16 protein-coding genes are annotated in these 16,834 nt (G+C 29.8%); 8 read left to right on the forward strand and 8 right to left on the reverse strand.

Annotation, left to right across the window (positions count from 1 at the left end; genetic code table 11):
• Window positions 1-73: 73 nt before the first annotated feature.
• From CPJCM30710_RS07865 to CPJCM30710_RS07875, 3 genes are all read right to left on the reverse strand, one after another.
• On the reverse strand, window positions 74-889 hold the full coding sequence (locus CPJCM30710_RS07865) for an HAD family hydrolase (protein WP_212903627.1): 816 nt from the start codon (window positions 887-889) through the stop codon (window positions 74-76).
• A 162-nt stretch (window positions 890-1,051) separates the two neighbouring features.
• Window positions 1,052-1,825 (reverse strand): SDR family NAD(P)-dependent oxidoreductase, encoded by a 774-nt coding sequence (locus CPJCM30710_RS07870; RefSeq protein ID WP_212903628.1) that lies wholly within the window; start codon window positions 1,823-1,825, stop codon window positions 1,052-1,054.
• 23 nt (window positions 1,826-1,848) lie between these two features.
• Complete coding sequence (locus tag CPJCM30710_RS07875; RefSeq protein WP_212903629.1) at window positions 1,849-2,292, reverse strand: GNAT family N-acetyltransferase; 444 nt, start codon at window positions 2,290-2,292, stop codon at window positions 1,849-1,851.
• 314 nt (window positions 2,293-2,606) lie between these two features.
• On the opposite strand from CPJCM30710_RS07875, the gene CPJCM30710_RS07880 reads away from it, so the two are divergent.
• Window positions 2,607-2,771: a hypothetical protein gene (locus CPJCM30710_RS07880; protein WP_212903702.1), complete on the forward strand. Its 165-nt coding sequence runs from the start codon at window positions 2,607-2,609 to the stop codon at window positions 2,769-2,771.
• Window positions 2,772-2,990: 219 nt separating this feature from the next.
• Here CPJCM30710_RS07880 and CPJCM30710_RS07885 read toward each other — a convergent pair whose 3' ends face one another.
• The gene (locus CPJCM30710_RS07885) at window positions 2,991-3,863 is read right to left on the reverse strand and encodes an SDR family oxidoreductase (protein ID WP_212903630.1); all 873 of its coding nucleotides are present in this window, start codon (window positions 3,861-3,863) and stop codon (window positions 2,991-2,993) included.
• Between the two features lie 374 nt (window positions 3,864-4,237).
• On the opposite strand from CPJCM30710_RS07885, the gene CPJCM30710_RS07890 reads away from it, so the two are divergent.
• Window positions 4,238-4,654: a hypothetical protein gene (locus CPJCM30710_RS07890; RefSeq protein WP_212903631.1), complete on the forward strand. Its 417-nt coding sequence runs from the start codon at window positions 4,238-4,240 to the stop codon at window positions 4,652-4,654.
• Window positions 4,655-4,993: 339 nt separating this feature from the next.
• Window positions 4,994-5,320, forward strand: coding sequence for a winged helix-turn-helix transcriptional regulator (locus tag CPJCM30710_RS07895; RefSeq protein ID WP_212903632.1), 327 nt, complete (start codon window positions 4,994-4,996; stop codon window positions 5,318-5,320).
• Between the two features lie 81 nt (window positions 5,321-5,401).
• Here CPJCM30710_RS07895 and CPJCM30710_RS07900 read toward each other — a convergent pair whose 3' ends face one another.
• Window positions 5,402-6,448 carry an AI-2E family transporter gene (locus CPJCM30710_RS07900; protein WP_212903633.1) on the reverse strand — a complete coding sequence of 349 codons (1,047 nt, stop codon included), beginning with the start codon at window positions 6,446-6,448 and terminating at the stop codon, window positions 5,402-5,404.
• A 236-nt stretch (window positions 6,449-6,684) separates the two neighbouring features.
• A complete protein-coding gene (gene hcp / locus CPJCM30710_RS07905; RefSeq protein WP_212903634.1) occupies window positions 6,685-8,403 on the reverse strand; it encodes a hydroxylamine reductase in 1,719 nt (572 codons plus the stop codon).
• Window positions 8,404-8,768: 365 nt separating this feature from the next.
• On the opposite strand from hcp, the gene CPJCM30710_RS07910 reads away from it, so the two are divergent.
• Together CPJCM30710_RS07910 and CPJCM30710_RS18055 are read left to right on the forward strand one after the other, a co-directional pair.
• A complete protein-coding gene (locus tag CPJCM30710_RS07910) occupies window positions 8,769-9,038 on the forward strand; it encodes an iron-sulfur cluster biosynthesis family protein (RefSeq protein ID WP_212903635.1) in 270 nt (89 codons plus the stop codon).
• A gap of 238 nt (window positions 9,039-9,276) precedes the next feature.
• Window positions 9,277-9,411 carry a hypothetical protein gene (locus CPJCM30710_RS18055; RefSeq protein WP_281413963.1) on the forward strand — a complete coding sequence of 45 codons (135 nt, stop codon included), beginning with the start codon at window positions 9,277-9,279 and terminating at the stop codon, window positions 9,409-9,411.
• A 142-nt stretch (window positions 9,412-9,553) separates the two neighbouring features.
• Here the strand turns inward: CPJCM30710_RS18055 and CPJCM30710_RS07915 are convergent, their stop codons facing one another.
• Complete coding sequence (locus CPJCM30710_RS07915) at window positions 9,554-11,743, reverse strand: DNA topoisomerase III (RefSeq protein WP_212903636.1); 2,190 nt, start codon at window positions 11,741-11,743, stop codon at window positions 9,554-9,556.
• A 579-nt stretch (window positions 11,744-12,322) separates the two neighbouring features.
• Here CPJCM30710_RS07915 and CPJCM30710_RS07920 point away from each other — a divergent pair.
• Window positions 12,323-12,787, forward strand: coding sequence for a nucleoside deaminase (locus CPJCM30710_RS07920; protein ID WP_212903637.1), 465 nt, complete (start codon window positions 12,323-12,325; stop codon window positions 12,785-12,787).
• 75 nt (window positions 12,788-12,862) lie between these two features.
• Here the strand turns inward: CPJCM30710_RS07920 and CPJCM30710_RS07925 are convergent, their stop codons facing one another.
• Window positions 12,863-13,792 carry a glycosyltransferase family 2 protein gene (locus CPJCM30710_RS07925; RefSeq protein ID WP_212903638.1) on the reverse strand — a complete coding sequence of 310 codons (930 nt, stop codon included), beginning with the start codon at window positions 13,790-13,792 and terminating at the stop codon, window positions 12,863-12,865.
• A gap of 231 nt (window positions 13,793-14,023) precedes the next feature.
• Here CPJCM30710_RS07925 and CPJCM30710_RS07930 point away from each other — a divergent pair, with 231 nt between their 5' ends.
• Both CPJCM30710_RS07930 and splB read left to right on the forward strand, forming a co-directional pair.
• Window positions 14,024-15,574, forward strand: coding sequence for a DUF6020 family protein (locus tag CPJCM30710_RS07930; RefSeq protein WP_212903639.1), 1,551 nt, complete (start codon window positions 14,024-14,026; stop codon window positions 15,572-15,574).
• A 185-nt stretch (window positions 15,575-15,759) separates the two neighbouring features.
• The gene (gene splB, locus CPJCM30710_RS07935; RefSeq protein ID WP_212903640.1) at window positions 15,760-16,770 is read left to right on the forward strand and encodes a spore photoproduct lyase; all 1,011 of its coding nucleotides are present in this window, start codon (window positions 15,760-15,762) and stop codon (window positions 16,768-16,770) included.
• Window positions 16,771-16,834: the final 64 nt, after the last annotated feature.

Genomic DNA, 16,834 nt, shown 5'->3' on the forward strand with positions numbered 1-16,834 from the left:
TACTAAAATTAGGGGGCAAAAAGCAGAGTCTTTTTGATCCCTAATTTAAATTATGGGTTAGTATTTGTAGTTTTTATACTTTTACTATATTTTTTTCCAACCACTCAATTACATGAGCTATAGCATGATTATCATTACATTTAGTTTTATACTTAACTTGATTCATTAATTTTTTGTTGCCATTTTCTACACAGAAACCATATGATGCTTTTAGTAAAAGTTCTAAATCATTCATATTATCTCCAACTGCTATTACCTTAGAAATGTCTAGATTAAAACTTTTACAAAGATGCTCCATCGCATGTCCTTTTGATGTTCCTTTGGGTATTATCTCTAAATAATTTTCTCCACTTCTTATAAGGTTTGTTTTACCATAACAATCCTCAAAATGCTCCTCAAGTACATCCATTTCCTCTTCTTCACCTAAAATTAATATCTTAGTCCACTTCCGTTCCCAAAGCTCATTAGGAATCTTATAAAAAACTTCATAACCCTTTTTAGAGAATCTTTCAGTAAATCTACATGAATTAAATATATAAACATTCTCTTCAGCATATATCTCTATTCCTAAAGAACTTTGATTTTTCTTTATTTCTTTTATAAGTTCCTTTATCTCATCCTCAAGAAAGTACTCATTAATAGTCTCTTCTTTAATAAAATCAAAAATCTTTGTACCATTATATAATATGACCGGAAGCTCTACAGGAAGATCTTTCACGTACCTCCTAGCGGATTCTACCATCCTACCTGTAGCAATAGTAAACTTTCCACCCTGTTCTACAAAATATCTTATAGCATTAATATTTTCTTCAGAAATATTACCTTTACTATCTATAAGTGTTCCATCCATATCAGTAATAAGAACATATTTTTCAAATTTCTTTATCATAGATATTACCTCATCCTTTATCACCATTATTCGTATTATTTCCCTAAAAAAATATCAGTTTATACTTAGATAAATTTAGATATTAACTTACCTCTTAATAGTTTTTTACAGAATTATATCCAAATTAACAAATGTATCTATCTAAAAGCTATCATGTAATTCCTAACCGTTATTAACTCTTTTAATTATTTTTCTTACAAATTTTCTAGGAAGAACTCTAAGAGATTGAATTAAAATCTTATTTTTAAAACCAGGTATAATAAGAGTTTTACCATTCATAAATCCTTTATATCCTATTCTTGCTACAATCTTAGCATCCATCATATAACCCTTTGTCAATTCTGATTTTTTAACATTAGCTCTTCTCTGGAACTCTGTCGCAACTGGTCCAGGGCATAAAGCTGTAACTTTAATTCCCTTTTCCCTTACTTCTTCTTGTATTGCTTCAGTTAGAGAAAGTACATAGGCTTTTGTAGCATAGTAAACAGACATTATAGGTCCTGGTTGAAACGCAGCAGTAGATGCCACATTTAAAATTCCCCCATTATTTCTATCTATCATCTTTTGAAGAAAATACTTTGTCAATCTAGTTAAAGCATATATATTAACCTTAATCATATCTAAATCTTTTTTAGAATCTACTTCATGGAAGTATCCAAAACTTCCAACTCCGGCATTATTAATTAAATTATCTACAATTAAGTTGTTTTTTTCTACAAAACTAATGATTTCTTCTACATCATCCTCGAAAGTTAAATCTTTTTTTAGTATTATAACATCTATGTTAAAATCTTCATTAAGTCTTTGTTGAATTTTTTTTAATCTTTCTTTATCCCGTCCTACTAATATTAAATTATGATTATCTTTTCCAAAAAGCATGGTTAATTCATAACCAATTCCTGATGTTGCTCCTGTTATTAATGTATAATGCTTCACGTTTTAGAACTCACCCCTATACTCTACCACTTTTTTTTCATCTTTACATGAGGTATCCCTGCTTCCATATAAACTTCAGATACCTTCTCAAAACCTACGCTTCTATACAGTGGTACTATATATTGCTGAGCGGAAAGGGTTATAGCTTTTTCCTTCATTTCCTTACCTACAAATTCTATAGCTCTCTTTATCATATCTTCCGCTAAGCCTCTTCTCCTATAATCATTAACAACTAACACCCTTCCTATAGAAACTTCTTCATAGGCTACGCCTTTTTTTATTATTCTACAGTATGCTACAACTCTTTCTTTGTCCCACAAAAAAAGGTGATAGCAGTCCTTATCTCTATCATCAAAGTCCTGCTCATAGACCTTTTGCTCTTCTGTAAAAACCTCAAATCTTGATTTGGCAATTTCATAAAACTCATCAACTGTTAATTCATTATAGTGTTTTAAAATCCACTGCATACTATCACTCCTAAAATTTATTAAATATTCTTATTAATATTTTTATTATAAACCACCTTAAAAACTTTTGATTTAAAAAGTAATAATTTCCCCCAAATCGCTTTATATTCTAGTTTAAAGCTATCTTTTTGTAAGATACTATAGATATACAAATTCATAAATGAATTATTGATAAATTTGACAAAGTAAAAGTTAATAAACTCATAGGTTTCACTTTGTGAAATTATAACAAATACCCTCTACTTTCAATGTTTCTTCAAATTCTAAGTTTAATTATAAATTTATATGTTATAAAGTAGAAAGGAGTGTTCATGATGACTGTAAGAAAAGGAATGCATGAAAGTCAAATGGAAACTGCAAGAACAATGCTTGAGAAGAATAGAGGTCTATCTGAAATAGTAAGTGAAACTGGGCTTAGTGAAGCAGATATATTGAAAAAAAGAGATAAAATGCAAAGAAGATTAGATGATAAAAAATAACTTTGGTATAAAAACACTCCCCCAAATAGATATTTTTATTGTATATAGAGATATCAGTACTTTAAGGGAAACATACTTATGTTTCCCTTTTATTGGCTCCTATTTTACAAAGTGGAGTCTAGATAATTGACGAGGATCAGTGCCTGATTAGTTTTATTTCTTTATAGAATTTATGTTAAACCACATCTCTTTTACACTTAAATAATTACTTTATACTTTTTATCCATTGACTATTTCCCCTCCATTTACATGGATAGTTTGACCTGTTATATATGATGCATCCTGTGATGCTAAAAATACATAAGTTTCACCAAGCTCTACTGGCTGCCCAGCCCTTGCCATAGGAGTATCTACACCAAATTGACTTACCTTCTGTGCATCAAAAGATGAAGGAATTAGTGGTGTCCAGATTGGACCTGGAGCAACAGCATTAACTCTTATCCCACGCTTAACAACATTTAATGCCAAGGAACGGGTAAAGGTTGTTAAAGCTCCCTTAGTTGCAGAATAATCAATAAGTTGCTCATTACCTAAGTATGCAGTTACTGAGGTTGTATTTATTATACAACTTCCCTGCTTAAGGTGAGGAAGTACAGCCTTTGCCATATAGAACGCACCAAATACATTAGTCTTAAAGGTTTTCTCAAGTTGTTGAGCTGTTATGTTCTCTAGCCCTTGACTGGTATGTTGTTCTGCAGCATTATTAACTAAAATATCTATACCTCCAAAAGCACTTAAAACTTGATTTACAGTATTAATACAAAAATTTTCATCACCTATATCACCACTTATTATTAAGCATTGACCACCTTTTTGTTCAATTAGTCTTTTAGTTTCTTGTGCATCATTATTCTCATTTAGATATATTATAGCTACTTTTGCTCCTTGTTTTATAAAAGATAGCGCAACAGCTCTTCCTATCCCACTATCTCCCCCCGTAATTATAGCAACCTTGTTATTTAATTTTTGTGAAATAGAATTGTATCCTTCCTTTTCAAATACAGGTTTTGGATTCATAGCTTCCTCTAATCCAGGATGGGTGTCTTGATGCTGAGGTGGAAAATTTTTAGGGAAATTAATACTTGTATCCATACAAGCCACTCCTCTCTTCCTTTTAATACTTTGTAAGTTATTATAAATTTTATTTATTTTTCTATCAGATAACCCAAATTAACTTCTCATAAATTAAAAGAATGTTATGTATTTATATTTAATGCTTTTCTTCCAATTTTAAGTTCAATTATAAATTATGGTATAAGAATAAAATATCAAAGTCTATAAGTATTATCTCTATCCAAAATAATATTTATCCCTAATTTTATTTTCCATTTATAATACTTTTCAGACAAGTATTTTACTAATAAATAAACCTATTAACACAATTTTAATAGAACTCTGTAGAATTGTTCTAGTATATACTTTCTTAAAACTACAAAAAATACTTTAGAAGAAAGGAGTGTATTTTTATGGATGAAAAACGAATTATTGATTGTGGAGATTTAAAATCAAGAATTGAAAATACTCTTTCTAAATTTTATTGGGTGAACAAAATGGATATAAACGCTAAAAATGAACCCTTTTCTGCAGTAGTTTATATTGATCCTAAATTGATACCTTATAATGACGTAATAGAACTTGTTAGCTTTTTAGGAGATAATGAAGAAAAAGCTGTCTGTAAGATAAGTGAAACAGGTGCGGTATTACCGTTAAGAGAAGGATTCAAGAAAGGAAAAGAAATTGAATATTTACTTGGCATGAATGAAATAAAAACTCTTTTAAAAAAGTCTTATGCACTTCCAGATAATCAATTTGTAGATTCTATACTTAAAGTTCATGAGGATATTCATATATTTATAAAAGATAAGAAGCCTTTATCAGTTTAACTTTAAGTAGATTTAATCTCTTAAAACATAATAAAAAAAATATATACTAAAAAGGTTGTTCCAAAAACGTAAAATTATCTTTGGAACAACCCTTCAAAACTAAACAGTCAATTACATTTTCCAAGAGCCTTATGCTTATCACTTTCTCTCTAAGCCCAAAGGTTAATTTCTATATTACGGTACATACAATAGGTACATACAATATCATATAAGTTATAGCACTACCTATATAAATTTAGTTACATAAAGTAATATAGTTACACTATATTACTTAAATAATATAATATACTTACCTTTATTAAGTATGTGTGATAAAATATCCGTGGGAGATGATTAGTTATGGATAAATGTAATTTATGTCCTAAATTTGGAGTGGCATTTTCTTTATTAGGAAAAAGATGGACAGGTCTTGTAATAAGAGCCCTACTTAGTGGGCCAAAAAGGTTTTCAGATATATCTGAAATGATACCTAACATGAGTGCTAGAATGCTTACAGAAAGATTTAAAGAACTTGAAAAAGAAGGCATTATTCAAAGAAAGGTATATCCTGAAATTCCCGTCAGAATAGAATATCTACTTACTGAAAAGGGAAAAGATCTTAAAACAGCAATGGATGAAATTCAAAGATGGGCAGAAAAGTGGGCAGAAAAACAACCAGGAAAATAATTCCTGATTGTTTTTTTATTTGCTGTCATTTCACAAAATGAAATCTGGGTAAAAGTGAATAGGTATCAAACCTATTCACTTTTATCTTAAAGTTAGTATCCTCATATTAATCCAAATTACCTTTACTACTGAGTATATAGGTACTGCTATAAATGCTCCAAGAGGTCCAAACAAGGCTGCTGCTCCTATGACTAAAAATATATCAGTTAAAGGATGTATATGCATAGCTTTTGACATAACGGCTGGTACAATAACCCTCCCTTTAAGAGCTTGTGCCACCATGAACAATATAGTAAGTTTTATAACAATAGAAACATCTGCACTAATAGCGATAATGTATGGAATTATCATTGATATAAAGAACCCTATAAATGGTATAAAAGCTAATATAAAGGTAATTGAAGATAAAACTAATGCACTTGGCATACCTATAATTAAATATCCAACATATATCATTATTGCAAGAGATAATGCTACTATTGCCTGCCCAGTTACATATGATGAAAGAGCTTTATTGCTTTCAACTAATATTCTTGCTGTCCTATCCTTGAATCTTTCAGGTATTAATCTTAAGAAACTTTCCTTAAATTTTAACCCATCCTTAAGAAAATAGAAAACTATAACAATAATTAAAAGAAGCACTGAAAATAAATTCATAGCATAACTAACAACTCTCATTATATTCTTCAACATAGAATAAATATAACCACTTACTTCTCCTGTAGCTCTTTTATATATCCATTGTATATCTACATATTTTCCTACATAACCATCTATAAACCTTAGCATTTGTCCATTTTCTGCAAGTATTGAGAGTCTTGATATAAGTCCATTTATTTCCCTAATAAAATATTTTCCAAGTAGTGTACTAACTCCTGATAAAATAATCAGTGCAATAATAAGTGTTAATACTGCCGCTCTCGAAAGCTTCATTCCTTTCCTTAAGAAAATATCATTTAAAGGTTTTAATAAGTAAAAGAAAAATATACCTAAGAAAGTTGGAACAACAATTATATTTATAATTCTAGAAAAGAAACTAACTAAAAAAGGGATCTTAATAAAAAAGTAACAAGCTAAAAGTATTAAATTTAATATTATTAATTTATATAATTTTTTTTCATTAACCACAACTAAAACACCCTCTCACTTTTTATAAAATTATTCTCCCCTCGAACAAAATCTCTATTCAATTATACTTTGATTCTCTAGAGGTAATTACTAAATAATACAATCAATGTGTTTTAGCTTATTCAAAAAACTATATTATATTAATAATAACTAAAGAATTTATTTTAAAAAGCCCCTGAGGATAATTGTCCTCAGGGGCTTTTATTTATTGTCATTTTATCTATAAAGTATAATTATTATTCTCCTAAGAACATTTTGATGTCGTCTTCAACATTTGTGATTCCACCAATACCGAAGTTCTCAACAAGAACTTTAGCAACGTTTGGTGAAAGGAATGCTGGTAGAGTTGGTCCTAGGTGAATGTTCTTAACACCAAGGTAAAGTAGTGATAGTAATACTATTACTGCTTTTTGCTCATACCAAGCAATATTGTATGATATTGGAAGTTTATTTATATCAGCTAAGCCGAATACTTCTTTAAGCTTAAGAGCTATAAGCGCTAGTGAATATGAGTCATTACATTGACCAGCATCTAATACTCTTGGAATTCCACCTATGTCACCTAAGTTAAGTTTGTTATATTTGTACTTAGCACATCCTGCTGTTAATATAACTGTATCCTTTGGAAGCTTTTGAGCAAAATCAGTATAGTAGTTTCTGCTCTTAGCTCTTCCGTCACAACCAGCCATTACGAAGAATCTCTTGATTGCTCCACTCTTAACTGCATCAACAACCTTATCTGCAAGCGCAAATACTTGCTCATGAGCGAATCCTCCGATAATTTCTCCTCTTTCAATTTCAGTTGGAGCTGCACACTTTTTAGCATGTTCTATGATTATTGAGAAATCTTTGTCTTTTCCATTCTTACCATTTTCAATATGCTTTAAGCCCTCAAATCCAACAACACCAGTTGTATATACTCTATTTTTATATGAATCCTTTGGCGGCACTAAACAATTTGTTGTCATAAGGATTGGTCCATTAAACTTTTCAAATTCTTCAGTTTGTTTCCACCAAGCATTTCCGTAGTTACCTGCAAAGTTCTTGTACTTCTTAAATGCTGGGTAGTAGTGAGCTGGAAGCATTTCACTATGTGTATAAACATCTACTCCAGTTCCTTCTGTTTGCTTTAATAACATTTCTAAGTCTCTTAAATCGTGGCCACTTATTAATATACCAGGGTTCTTTCTTACACCGATATTAACCTTTGTGATTTCTGGATGTCCATAAGTCTCTGTATTAGCCTTATCAAGTAATGCCATGCCTGAAACCCCAACTTGACCAGCTTCTAATGCTAATGCTACAAGGTCATCTGCTGTTAATGTATCATCTAATGTTGAAGCTAATGCTTTATGCATGAAACCACAAATTGCATCATCATCATATCCTAAATGATTTGCATGCTTAACATAAGCAGATAATCCTTTAACTCCGTAAATTATAAGTTCTCTTAAAGATCTTACATCTTCATTTTCAGTAGCTAATACACCTACTGTTTCTGCCTTAGCATTAAACTCTTCTACATTACTTCCTACCCATGTAGCTGCATCTGGAAGTTTACTCTCTTCTTCTCTTTTTAATCCAACAAATGAAAGCATCTTCTTTAACCAATTTTCATTTACATTTGATGCTCCTACATTTCCACCTGCCTTAGCAACTTCGTTCTTAAGCTCTTCTCTTAATACTAGACCTTCTCTTATTCTACTTAAGAATACCCCTCTATCAAAGTTAGCATTAGTTATAGTTGCAAAAAGACCTTCTGTTATAAACTTATCAATTTTCTTATTGATAACTCCAACTTTTCTACCTTCTACACTGTAAACTGAAATACCCTTAAGTATATATATTAATAAGTCTTGCGCTTTTGCTAAATCTTCAGTTTTACCACATACACCTTTTACTGTACAGCCTTTGCATCCGGCTGCTTCCTGACATTGATAACAAAACATACTCATTATTTTTTTCCTCCCTAAAATTTATTATTATTTATTTCTAAATTTATTTCTAACTTGTTTTTGATTTAATTGATCTTACATTTAAAATTATACCTTTTTAGTGTACTTTTATCGGTAACAAATGTTACAAACATAATTTTTTTTTAATATAAAAATAAAAGTTTTACTTCTATAAATCTATTTAGATCTTTATCTTATTATCACTAGAATAAGTAAATTATTTTTTAAAAGAAATACAGATTAATCTTAAAATATAAATCTAGTAATAAATTTAGAATTTATATTTACTTAAATTTATATAAAAATGCACATTTTATTATATAATAATAGATATATTCTAAATTTCTAAGTAAAGGAGACTAGCTATGAAAGTAACAATAGATCCAAGTACTGTTGAAATATTAAGAACAATGATGACTGAGCAAGGTAAAGATGCTATAAGAATAAAGCATGCTGGTCCTGGCTGTGGTGGAATAAGTGTAGCAATCATTGCTGATGAACAAAGAGAAAATGATGAAGTCGTAGAAGATCAAGGTATAAAAATAGTAGCAGATAAGAGCATATCCTTCTTTTTTAAAAATGCAGTAATCAGTCACACAAATGGAATATATGGACCTATACTTAAATTAAAATAAATTTATCTCTAATAAAACTGAGCAGGCTTAATTCCCGCTCAGCTTTATTAGATTTTAATCATAAAATGATACCAGTGAAATATGTTTATTCTAAAAACATAATATTAAAATAAATATAGTCATTAATTACTTAAATAACCATACTCTTTATTTTACTTCATAAAACTACCAGACATATATGATATGAATCTGTAAAAACTATTAATGTCCATCAAGCTTTACCGGAAAGGAGATTAACATGAACGAAAATAAAAGAACAAAAAATGTTAAATCTAATAAAGCTATAGACTATATAGAAGAAAACATTGATAACTTTGATACCCCAAAGTCTAATAAATATAAACAACATATTGTTGGCGAAACTAAAAAGTAGCATAAAAGGAGTGTCTTATAGGATAGTGAGACACTCCTTTTTACTTTATACCAGCTTCTCCTTACAATCAATAAACATAAGAAATATAGCTTTTACTTAATTAACTTTGTTGTTAGTATTAAACATACCTCAATAGATATGATTATTTTAACTTTAACTTCGCTAATGCTTCTGCAAGAGCGGAATTTACTGGCTCTTCATTCTTCTTCTTTTGTTCCTTAAGATACCTTGTTACATCCTTCTTTGAAAGTTTATTGCTTTCCTTCTTTTTTCTTTCATTAAAAGTAGAAAGCTTTTCTTTATGTCCACAGCTGCATACAAATATTTGTCCCTCTCCTTCACCACGAAGTTCTAGCTTCTTGTGACAATTAGGACATCTAGCATTGGTTATTTTAGCAACACCTTTTCTATAACCGCACTCTCTATCCTGACAAACAAGCATCTTGCCCTTTTTGCCATTAACCTCAAGCATATACTTACCACACTCAGGACACTTACTTCTAGTAAGATTATCATGTCTAAATTTCTCTTCACTATCTTTTATATCATTAACAACTTCTTTAGCATAGTTCTTCATTTCATTTATAAATGTATTTTTATTAAGAGACCCTTTAGCTATAGAACTAAGCTTTTGCTCCCATTGAGCTGTTAATGTAGGTGATTTTAAATCCTCAGGTACTAAATCAAGAAGCTGCCTTCCCTTAGAAGTTACAAAAATATCTTTACCCTTCTTTTCTATTAGAAATGTATTAAATAATTTTTCAATAATATCAGCTCTTGTAGCTACCGTTCCAAGGCCACCAGTTTCTCCAATAGTTTTTATCAGTTCCTTACTTTCACCCTGCATATACTTTATTGGATTTTCCATAGCTGATAACAATGTTGCTTCATTAAATGGTGCTGGTGGTTTAGTTTGCCCCTTGGTTTGAGAAATAGCAGATACCTTCAAAACATCACCTTCATTTATATTAGGTAATGTTTGTTCTCCTATGTCATCCTTTGATTCTTCATCATCGAAGTTATTTTCATAGACTTCCTTCCAACCTTGAGATATAACAATTTTACCTTTAGCAATAAAAACTTCATCTGCAATTTTAGTTTTTATTGTTGTTTGCTCATATTCAAAAGGTGGATATAAGACTGCTAAGAATCTCTTAACAACTAAATCATAAATCTTTCTTTCCTTATCACCTAATGTGCTTAAGGAAACTGATTGTTCTGTTGGAATAATAGCATGATGATCTGAAACCTTGCTATTATCAACAAAATTCTTATTTGACTTTATTGGATTCCTCATAAGCTTAGAAGCTGCCTTTGAGTAAGGGCCAACTCCACAGGCTTTAATCCTATCCTTTAAGGTATCAACTATATCTGTAGATACATACCTAGAATCAGTTCTTGGATAAGTTAATACCTTATAACTTTCATATAGTCTCTGCATTATTGAAAGTGTTTCTTTTGCTGAATATCCAAACATCTTATTGGCATCCCTTTGAAGTTCAGTTAGATCATAAAGCTGAGGAGAAAAGCTCTTTTTATAAGCCTTATTTACTTCAAAAACCTCAGCATCTTTATTTTTTATTAATGTAAGTACTTTGTCACATTTACTCTTATCAAAGACCTTAAAATCTTTAGTTGTATTATCCTGCCAAACTAGTTTTAAGCCATCAGCTATTGCAGTAATACCATAAAACTCTTTAGGCTTAAAATTCTTTATCTCATCTTCTCTTCTAGCTATTATTGCAAGAGTTGGGGTCTGAACTCTGCCACAGGAAAGCTGAGCATTATACTTACATGTTAAAGCACGAGTTGCATTAATTCCTACAACCCAATCAGCTTCTGCACGAGCTACAGCAGAAGCATAAAGATTTTCATATTCCTTACCATCCTTTAACTTGTTAAAGCCCTCTTTAATAGCCTTATCTGTAACAGAAGAAATCCAGAGACGTTTAATTATCTTCTTTACACGTGCTTTCTCTATTATCCACCTAGCAACAAGTTCGCCTTCACGACCGGCATCTGTTGCAATTATTATTTCCTTAACGTCATTTCTATTCATTTGTTCTTTAACTATATTAAACTGCTTACCACTTTGTTTTATAACCACAAGCTTTAAATAAGGAGGAAGCATTGGTAAATCTTCAATCTTCCATGCCTTATATTTTTCATCATAAGCTTCAGGATCAGCTAGTGTAACTAGATGTCCTAATGCCCAAGTTACTATGTATTTCTCACCTTCTAAATATCCATTTCCTTTTTTATTACAATCTAAAACTCTGGCCAAATCCCTTCCAACAGAAGGCTTCTCCGCTAATACTAATATTTTATTCATATAAACAATCCCTTCAATTATTACTTACAGTTTATGCACTTCTATATTATACAAGAAATTAGATAAAAAAACTGCTAAGCTCTTATATTACTACTAAAGATAAACAACTTCACTCATTAAACAATTGATGAAAATAGCCTCCACATTCAATACTTTTCCTAAAATTCTTAAATCAATATAAACTTGTATATCATGAATTATAAATTTAGTTATGAAGTTATGTATCTATAAGCTTAGCCTTAAGTATTAACTTGCTTATAATAGTTTTAAATTTTTCTTCCACTCTATACAAATTTCTTTAATTTATTATTATATATTTAATTAGCTATAACTAGTTTATTTAAAATGACATAATATATATATATATAACTCTATAACTGAATTTAATACTTAAAAAAAAGCATTGAACACCGTAACTATTTAATACTACTTCTGAAAGTGAAATTGTCTAAGTGTTACCACATTCGATGTATATTCAGTTTTATCTTTTCTAAAATTATTGAAAATTAAAATTATTTATCTTTGCTAAGAAAAAGTGAATATGTTTATTAATAAAAATAGAAAGGGCGGAACATAAAAATGAATGAATTTATGAAAACAGCTATAGAAGAAGCATTTTTAGCAATGGAAAATAATGAAGGGGGACCTTTTGGAGCAGTTATTGTAAAAGACAACCAAATCATATCAACTGCACATAATGAAGTAATAAAAACAAATGATCCCACAGCTCATGCTGAGATAGTCGCCATAAGAAAGGCTGCCAATGCCTTAGGTAGATTTGATCTTTCAGACTGTGAAATCTATTCTTCTTGTGAACCATGTCCCATGTGCTTTGCAGCAATTCATTGGGCAAAAATGAAAAAATTGTACTATGGATGCACAAGAGAAGATGCTGCAAGAATAGGATTTGATGATAAATATATTTATGATGTTATTAGTGGAGTTGCAAGTAAACAGCAAGTGGAAGTAATACATTTATATTCTGATTTATTTATTAAGCCATTTCAAGAATGGGAGAAAAAATTAGATAAAACCCAGTATTGATAATCATTAAGTTATATCTCATATAAAATAAAGACTGTATACAGTCTAATAAACTTGTATACAGTCTAATAAATATTACTTTTTATATTTATCTCTTAAATCATTTAAGTATAGCTCGTAATTAAATCTCTGCTGCTTAACTACTGTGTCAAGAATCACTCCACAAGCAAATGTATTCATAGATAGTAATACAAGACCTACTGCTAATATTGCAGATGGTACTTTTGTTATATATCTAGTATCAGCAAATTCCACCAGAACCGGAACTCCAACTAAAAGTCCAACAACAAGAAAGAATACTGTCCAAATATTAAAAAACAACAACGGTTTATAATCCTTAAACAACATAAATATTGTCTTTAACACTTTAAATCCATCACTAAATGTATTCAGTTTTGATTCACTGCCTTCTGGTCTATCTCTATAATCTATAGCAACTTCTTTAATAAGGAACTTTTTATCAAGAGCATGAATACTCATTTCTGTTTCTATTTCAAATCTTGCACTTAGTACCGGCATAGCTTTTACAAACTCCCTATTAAACCCCCTATAACCAGTCATTATGTCCTTTATATTACTCTTAAACAACTTATTAATTAGCCATCTTACCATGTTATTTCCAAAGTCATGAAAATTTCTCTTGTTCTCATTATAATATGTTCCGTTGGATAATCTATCTCCTATGGTCATATCCGCTTCTTCTCTTATAAGAGGATCTAAAAGCTTATGTGCGAACTCTGCTGGATATGTATCATCTCCATCCACCATTATATAATAATCAGCATCTATATCCCTAAACATGGAACGTACCACATTTCCCTTACCTTGACGATATTCCTTTTTTACTATAGCCCCATGTTCTAAAGCTATTTCTGACGTTTTATCTTTTGAATTATTATCATAGACATAAATGTCTGCTTCTGGCATAACTCTCTTAAAGTCATCTATAACTTTTCCAATAGTTATTTCCTCATTGTAGCAGGGTATTAATACTGCAACCTTCATATCATTACTCCTTCCTTATAGCAATAATTACTATATACATTATACCACATAACTTTTATAAGAATCTTATATTATTGCCTTTATTTACAATATATACTATTTAACTTATAATAACATGTAAATACAAAAACTTATGAGTAACACCCAAATACATATCTACAATATAGATACATCATTTGTTATTATTACCATAAATTAAAATTAAACACAACTATAATAAGGAGGCTACATATGAATTCTTTTCTTACAAATATGAATTCAACAGAAAAATTCATCTCTGTTTTCTTTTCTCTCATAATTTCGCTTGTATTAGTACCAAGTATTCTAGGAAAACTTACTATGACTTTACCACTATTCTTAATTTTATTTATAGCACTATTTTTAGTCATTATTTATACTATTACCTTTGTATTTAATATTAAGATAATACCTAAATATAAGGATATTTCTCCATTAAAAATTATACTTTATTCAACGCCAATAACTTTAAGTAGCCTTTTCTACCTAGTGGCTTTTTATCCCGGTTTTATGACAAATGATTTTTTTAACCAGTGGCAGCAAATTCATACAAACCATTATGTTGATTGGCACCCTGTGCCCCATACACTAATTATGAAAGCTATTTCAAAACTATGGGATGTTCCTGAAGCAATAGCACTTTCTCAAATAGTAATTTTCGCTTTAAGCGTTGGATATGTACTTTATGCATTAGAGAGATTTGGATTCAGCAGCAAAATTTTATTAATTATTTCAGTTTTATTTGCCTTAAATCCAGCTAACTCTGCTAGCAGCATTTTTATAAGCAAAGACTTAATATATAACTCTTCCCTTATGCTTATAACTATATATTTAGCTAATATATTTATCACTAATGGTAAATGGTTTATGCCTACTATAAATAAAGCGTGCTTTATAATAGTTTGTAGTACCTTTATTTTATTTAGACATAACGGATTCTTGGTATTTTTATGTGCTTCAATTCTATGCCTTATAATATTTTATAAAAACATATTAAGAATATTAGCCATTATTATACCTGTTCTAGCTATATACATTCTTGTGAAAGGACCTATATATAGCTTTCTGAAGGTAGAGCCTGGGTCATCAAATGAAGCCTTTGCAATACCTACACAACAAATAGCTGCAGTAGTAAAAAATAATGGGATAATTACCGAAAGCCAGAAGAAATATATAAATAATATCATGACCCTAGATGAAATAAAAGCTAACTATCATCCATATTCCGTAGACCTACTTAAGTTTCATCAAAACTTTCATAAAGAATATATAGAGAAAGATACATCTATCTTTCTGAAGCTTTGGTGGGAAGTAATAAAACAAAACCCTCTCCCAGCTATAGAAGCTTTTGCTAAACAAACTTCTGTTGTATGGCAAATAAATGAACCTAGAGATGAAAAAGGATATACCTTTACCGTAAATAGACAAGTCGTAAAAAATACTTGGGGGGTTAATAATAAAATATTTAATAATAATATAACTTACATAGGCAACAAAGCACTAGATATATCAGAGACTAAAAGTAATATATGGTTCTTCTGGAGACCAGCTTTATCTTTTTTTCTTATATTAATTTTTAGTTTTGGGGCACTACTAAAAAATGGTTCTTCAGTACTTATACTGGTAGCACCAGTAGTTTTAAATACCCTCTCCATATTAGTAGCAATTCCTGCTCAGGACTTTAGATATGTATATTCTAACTGTCTTACAGCCATAATCATAATACCATGTAGCTTGTTTAAATTAAATAAACTAAAAGTATAATATAAAATACCTCTGGATAAAAATATCTAAGAGGTATTTTTATATTTGTTTTCTTTCAATTACTGTAAATAGATAAGAAAGACCTTTTTGGTCTTTTTTAACTCTAAACTCAATTATAAATTTATGATATATGTACATACATCTAATATCGTTATGCTTAAATACTATTAATGAGGTGGTTAAGAGTGAAACTTTTTATACCAGATATCGCTTATATAGATCCTAGAAGCTTAAAATACCCTGCAGGTAAATCTGTTAAAGAATACTTAGATAAATTAAATATTCCTATAATAAATTCAAGAAAGGTAGTAATTGAAGGTAAATCACCTCAACAAAACTATGCTAAGGCTAAAAGAACAGTTTATATTACTATTAACCTAGAAAAAAAATTAAAGAGTTGTAAACCATCTTCAGATTACCAATTTTCTTTATCTAGTTCATGCCCCGGTCACTGTGAGTATTGTTATCTACAAACCACTCAAGGTGAAAAACCCTTCATGAAGGTATTTGTAAATATTGAAGATATACTTAGTGTTATTCAGCAGCATATAGAAATAAACCTACCCAATATTACTTCCTTTGAATGTGGAAGCATTACCGATCCAGTAGCTCTAGAACATTTAACAGGAAACCTGAAAAAGTGTATAGAGTTCTTTGGAAGTAGTAATAATGGCAGACTTAGGGTTATTACTAAATTTGATAATGTAGACTCTTTTTTAAATATAAATCATAATAAACATACAAAGTTTAGATTTAGTATTAACACAAGGGATGTAATTAATAAATTTGAACATAATACATCCACCTTTGAGGAAAGAATATCTGCAGCTAAAAAAATTGCCACTGCTGGATACCCTATAGGATTTATTGTTGCTCCTATTATGATTTATGATAGCTGGAAAGATGACTACAAGGAACTAATTCACAGACTAAAAGTAGAATTAGAAGGATATAATGATGAAATCTCCTTTGAACTTATACAGCATAGATTTACATCTACTGCTAAAGAACTGATACTTACTAGATTTCCTGATACACAATTAGATATGAATGAAGAAGCTAGACAATTAAAATGGGGTCCATATGGTAAATTTAAATATGTTTATCCTAAAGAAAAAAGTTCAGAGATTAAAGAGTATATCTCTGAACTTATAAAAACTAACTTTAAAAATTCTATTATTGAATATTTTACATAAAACCAAACTATTAAAACTCTTCTAAAGATAAACAACTTCAATCTTTAAACAATTCCTGAAAATA

It is taken from the genome of Clostridium polyendosporum (assembly GCF_018332455.1).
In the GTDB taxonomy this organism is placed as follows: Bacteria; Bacillota; Clostridia; order Clostridiales; family Clostridiaceae; genus Clostridium_AY; species Clostridium_AY polyendosporum.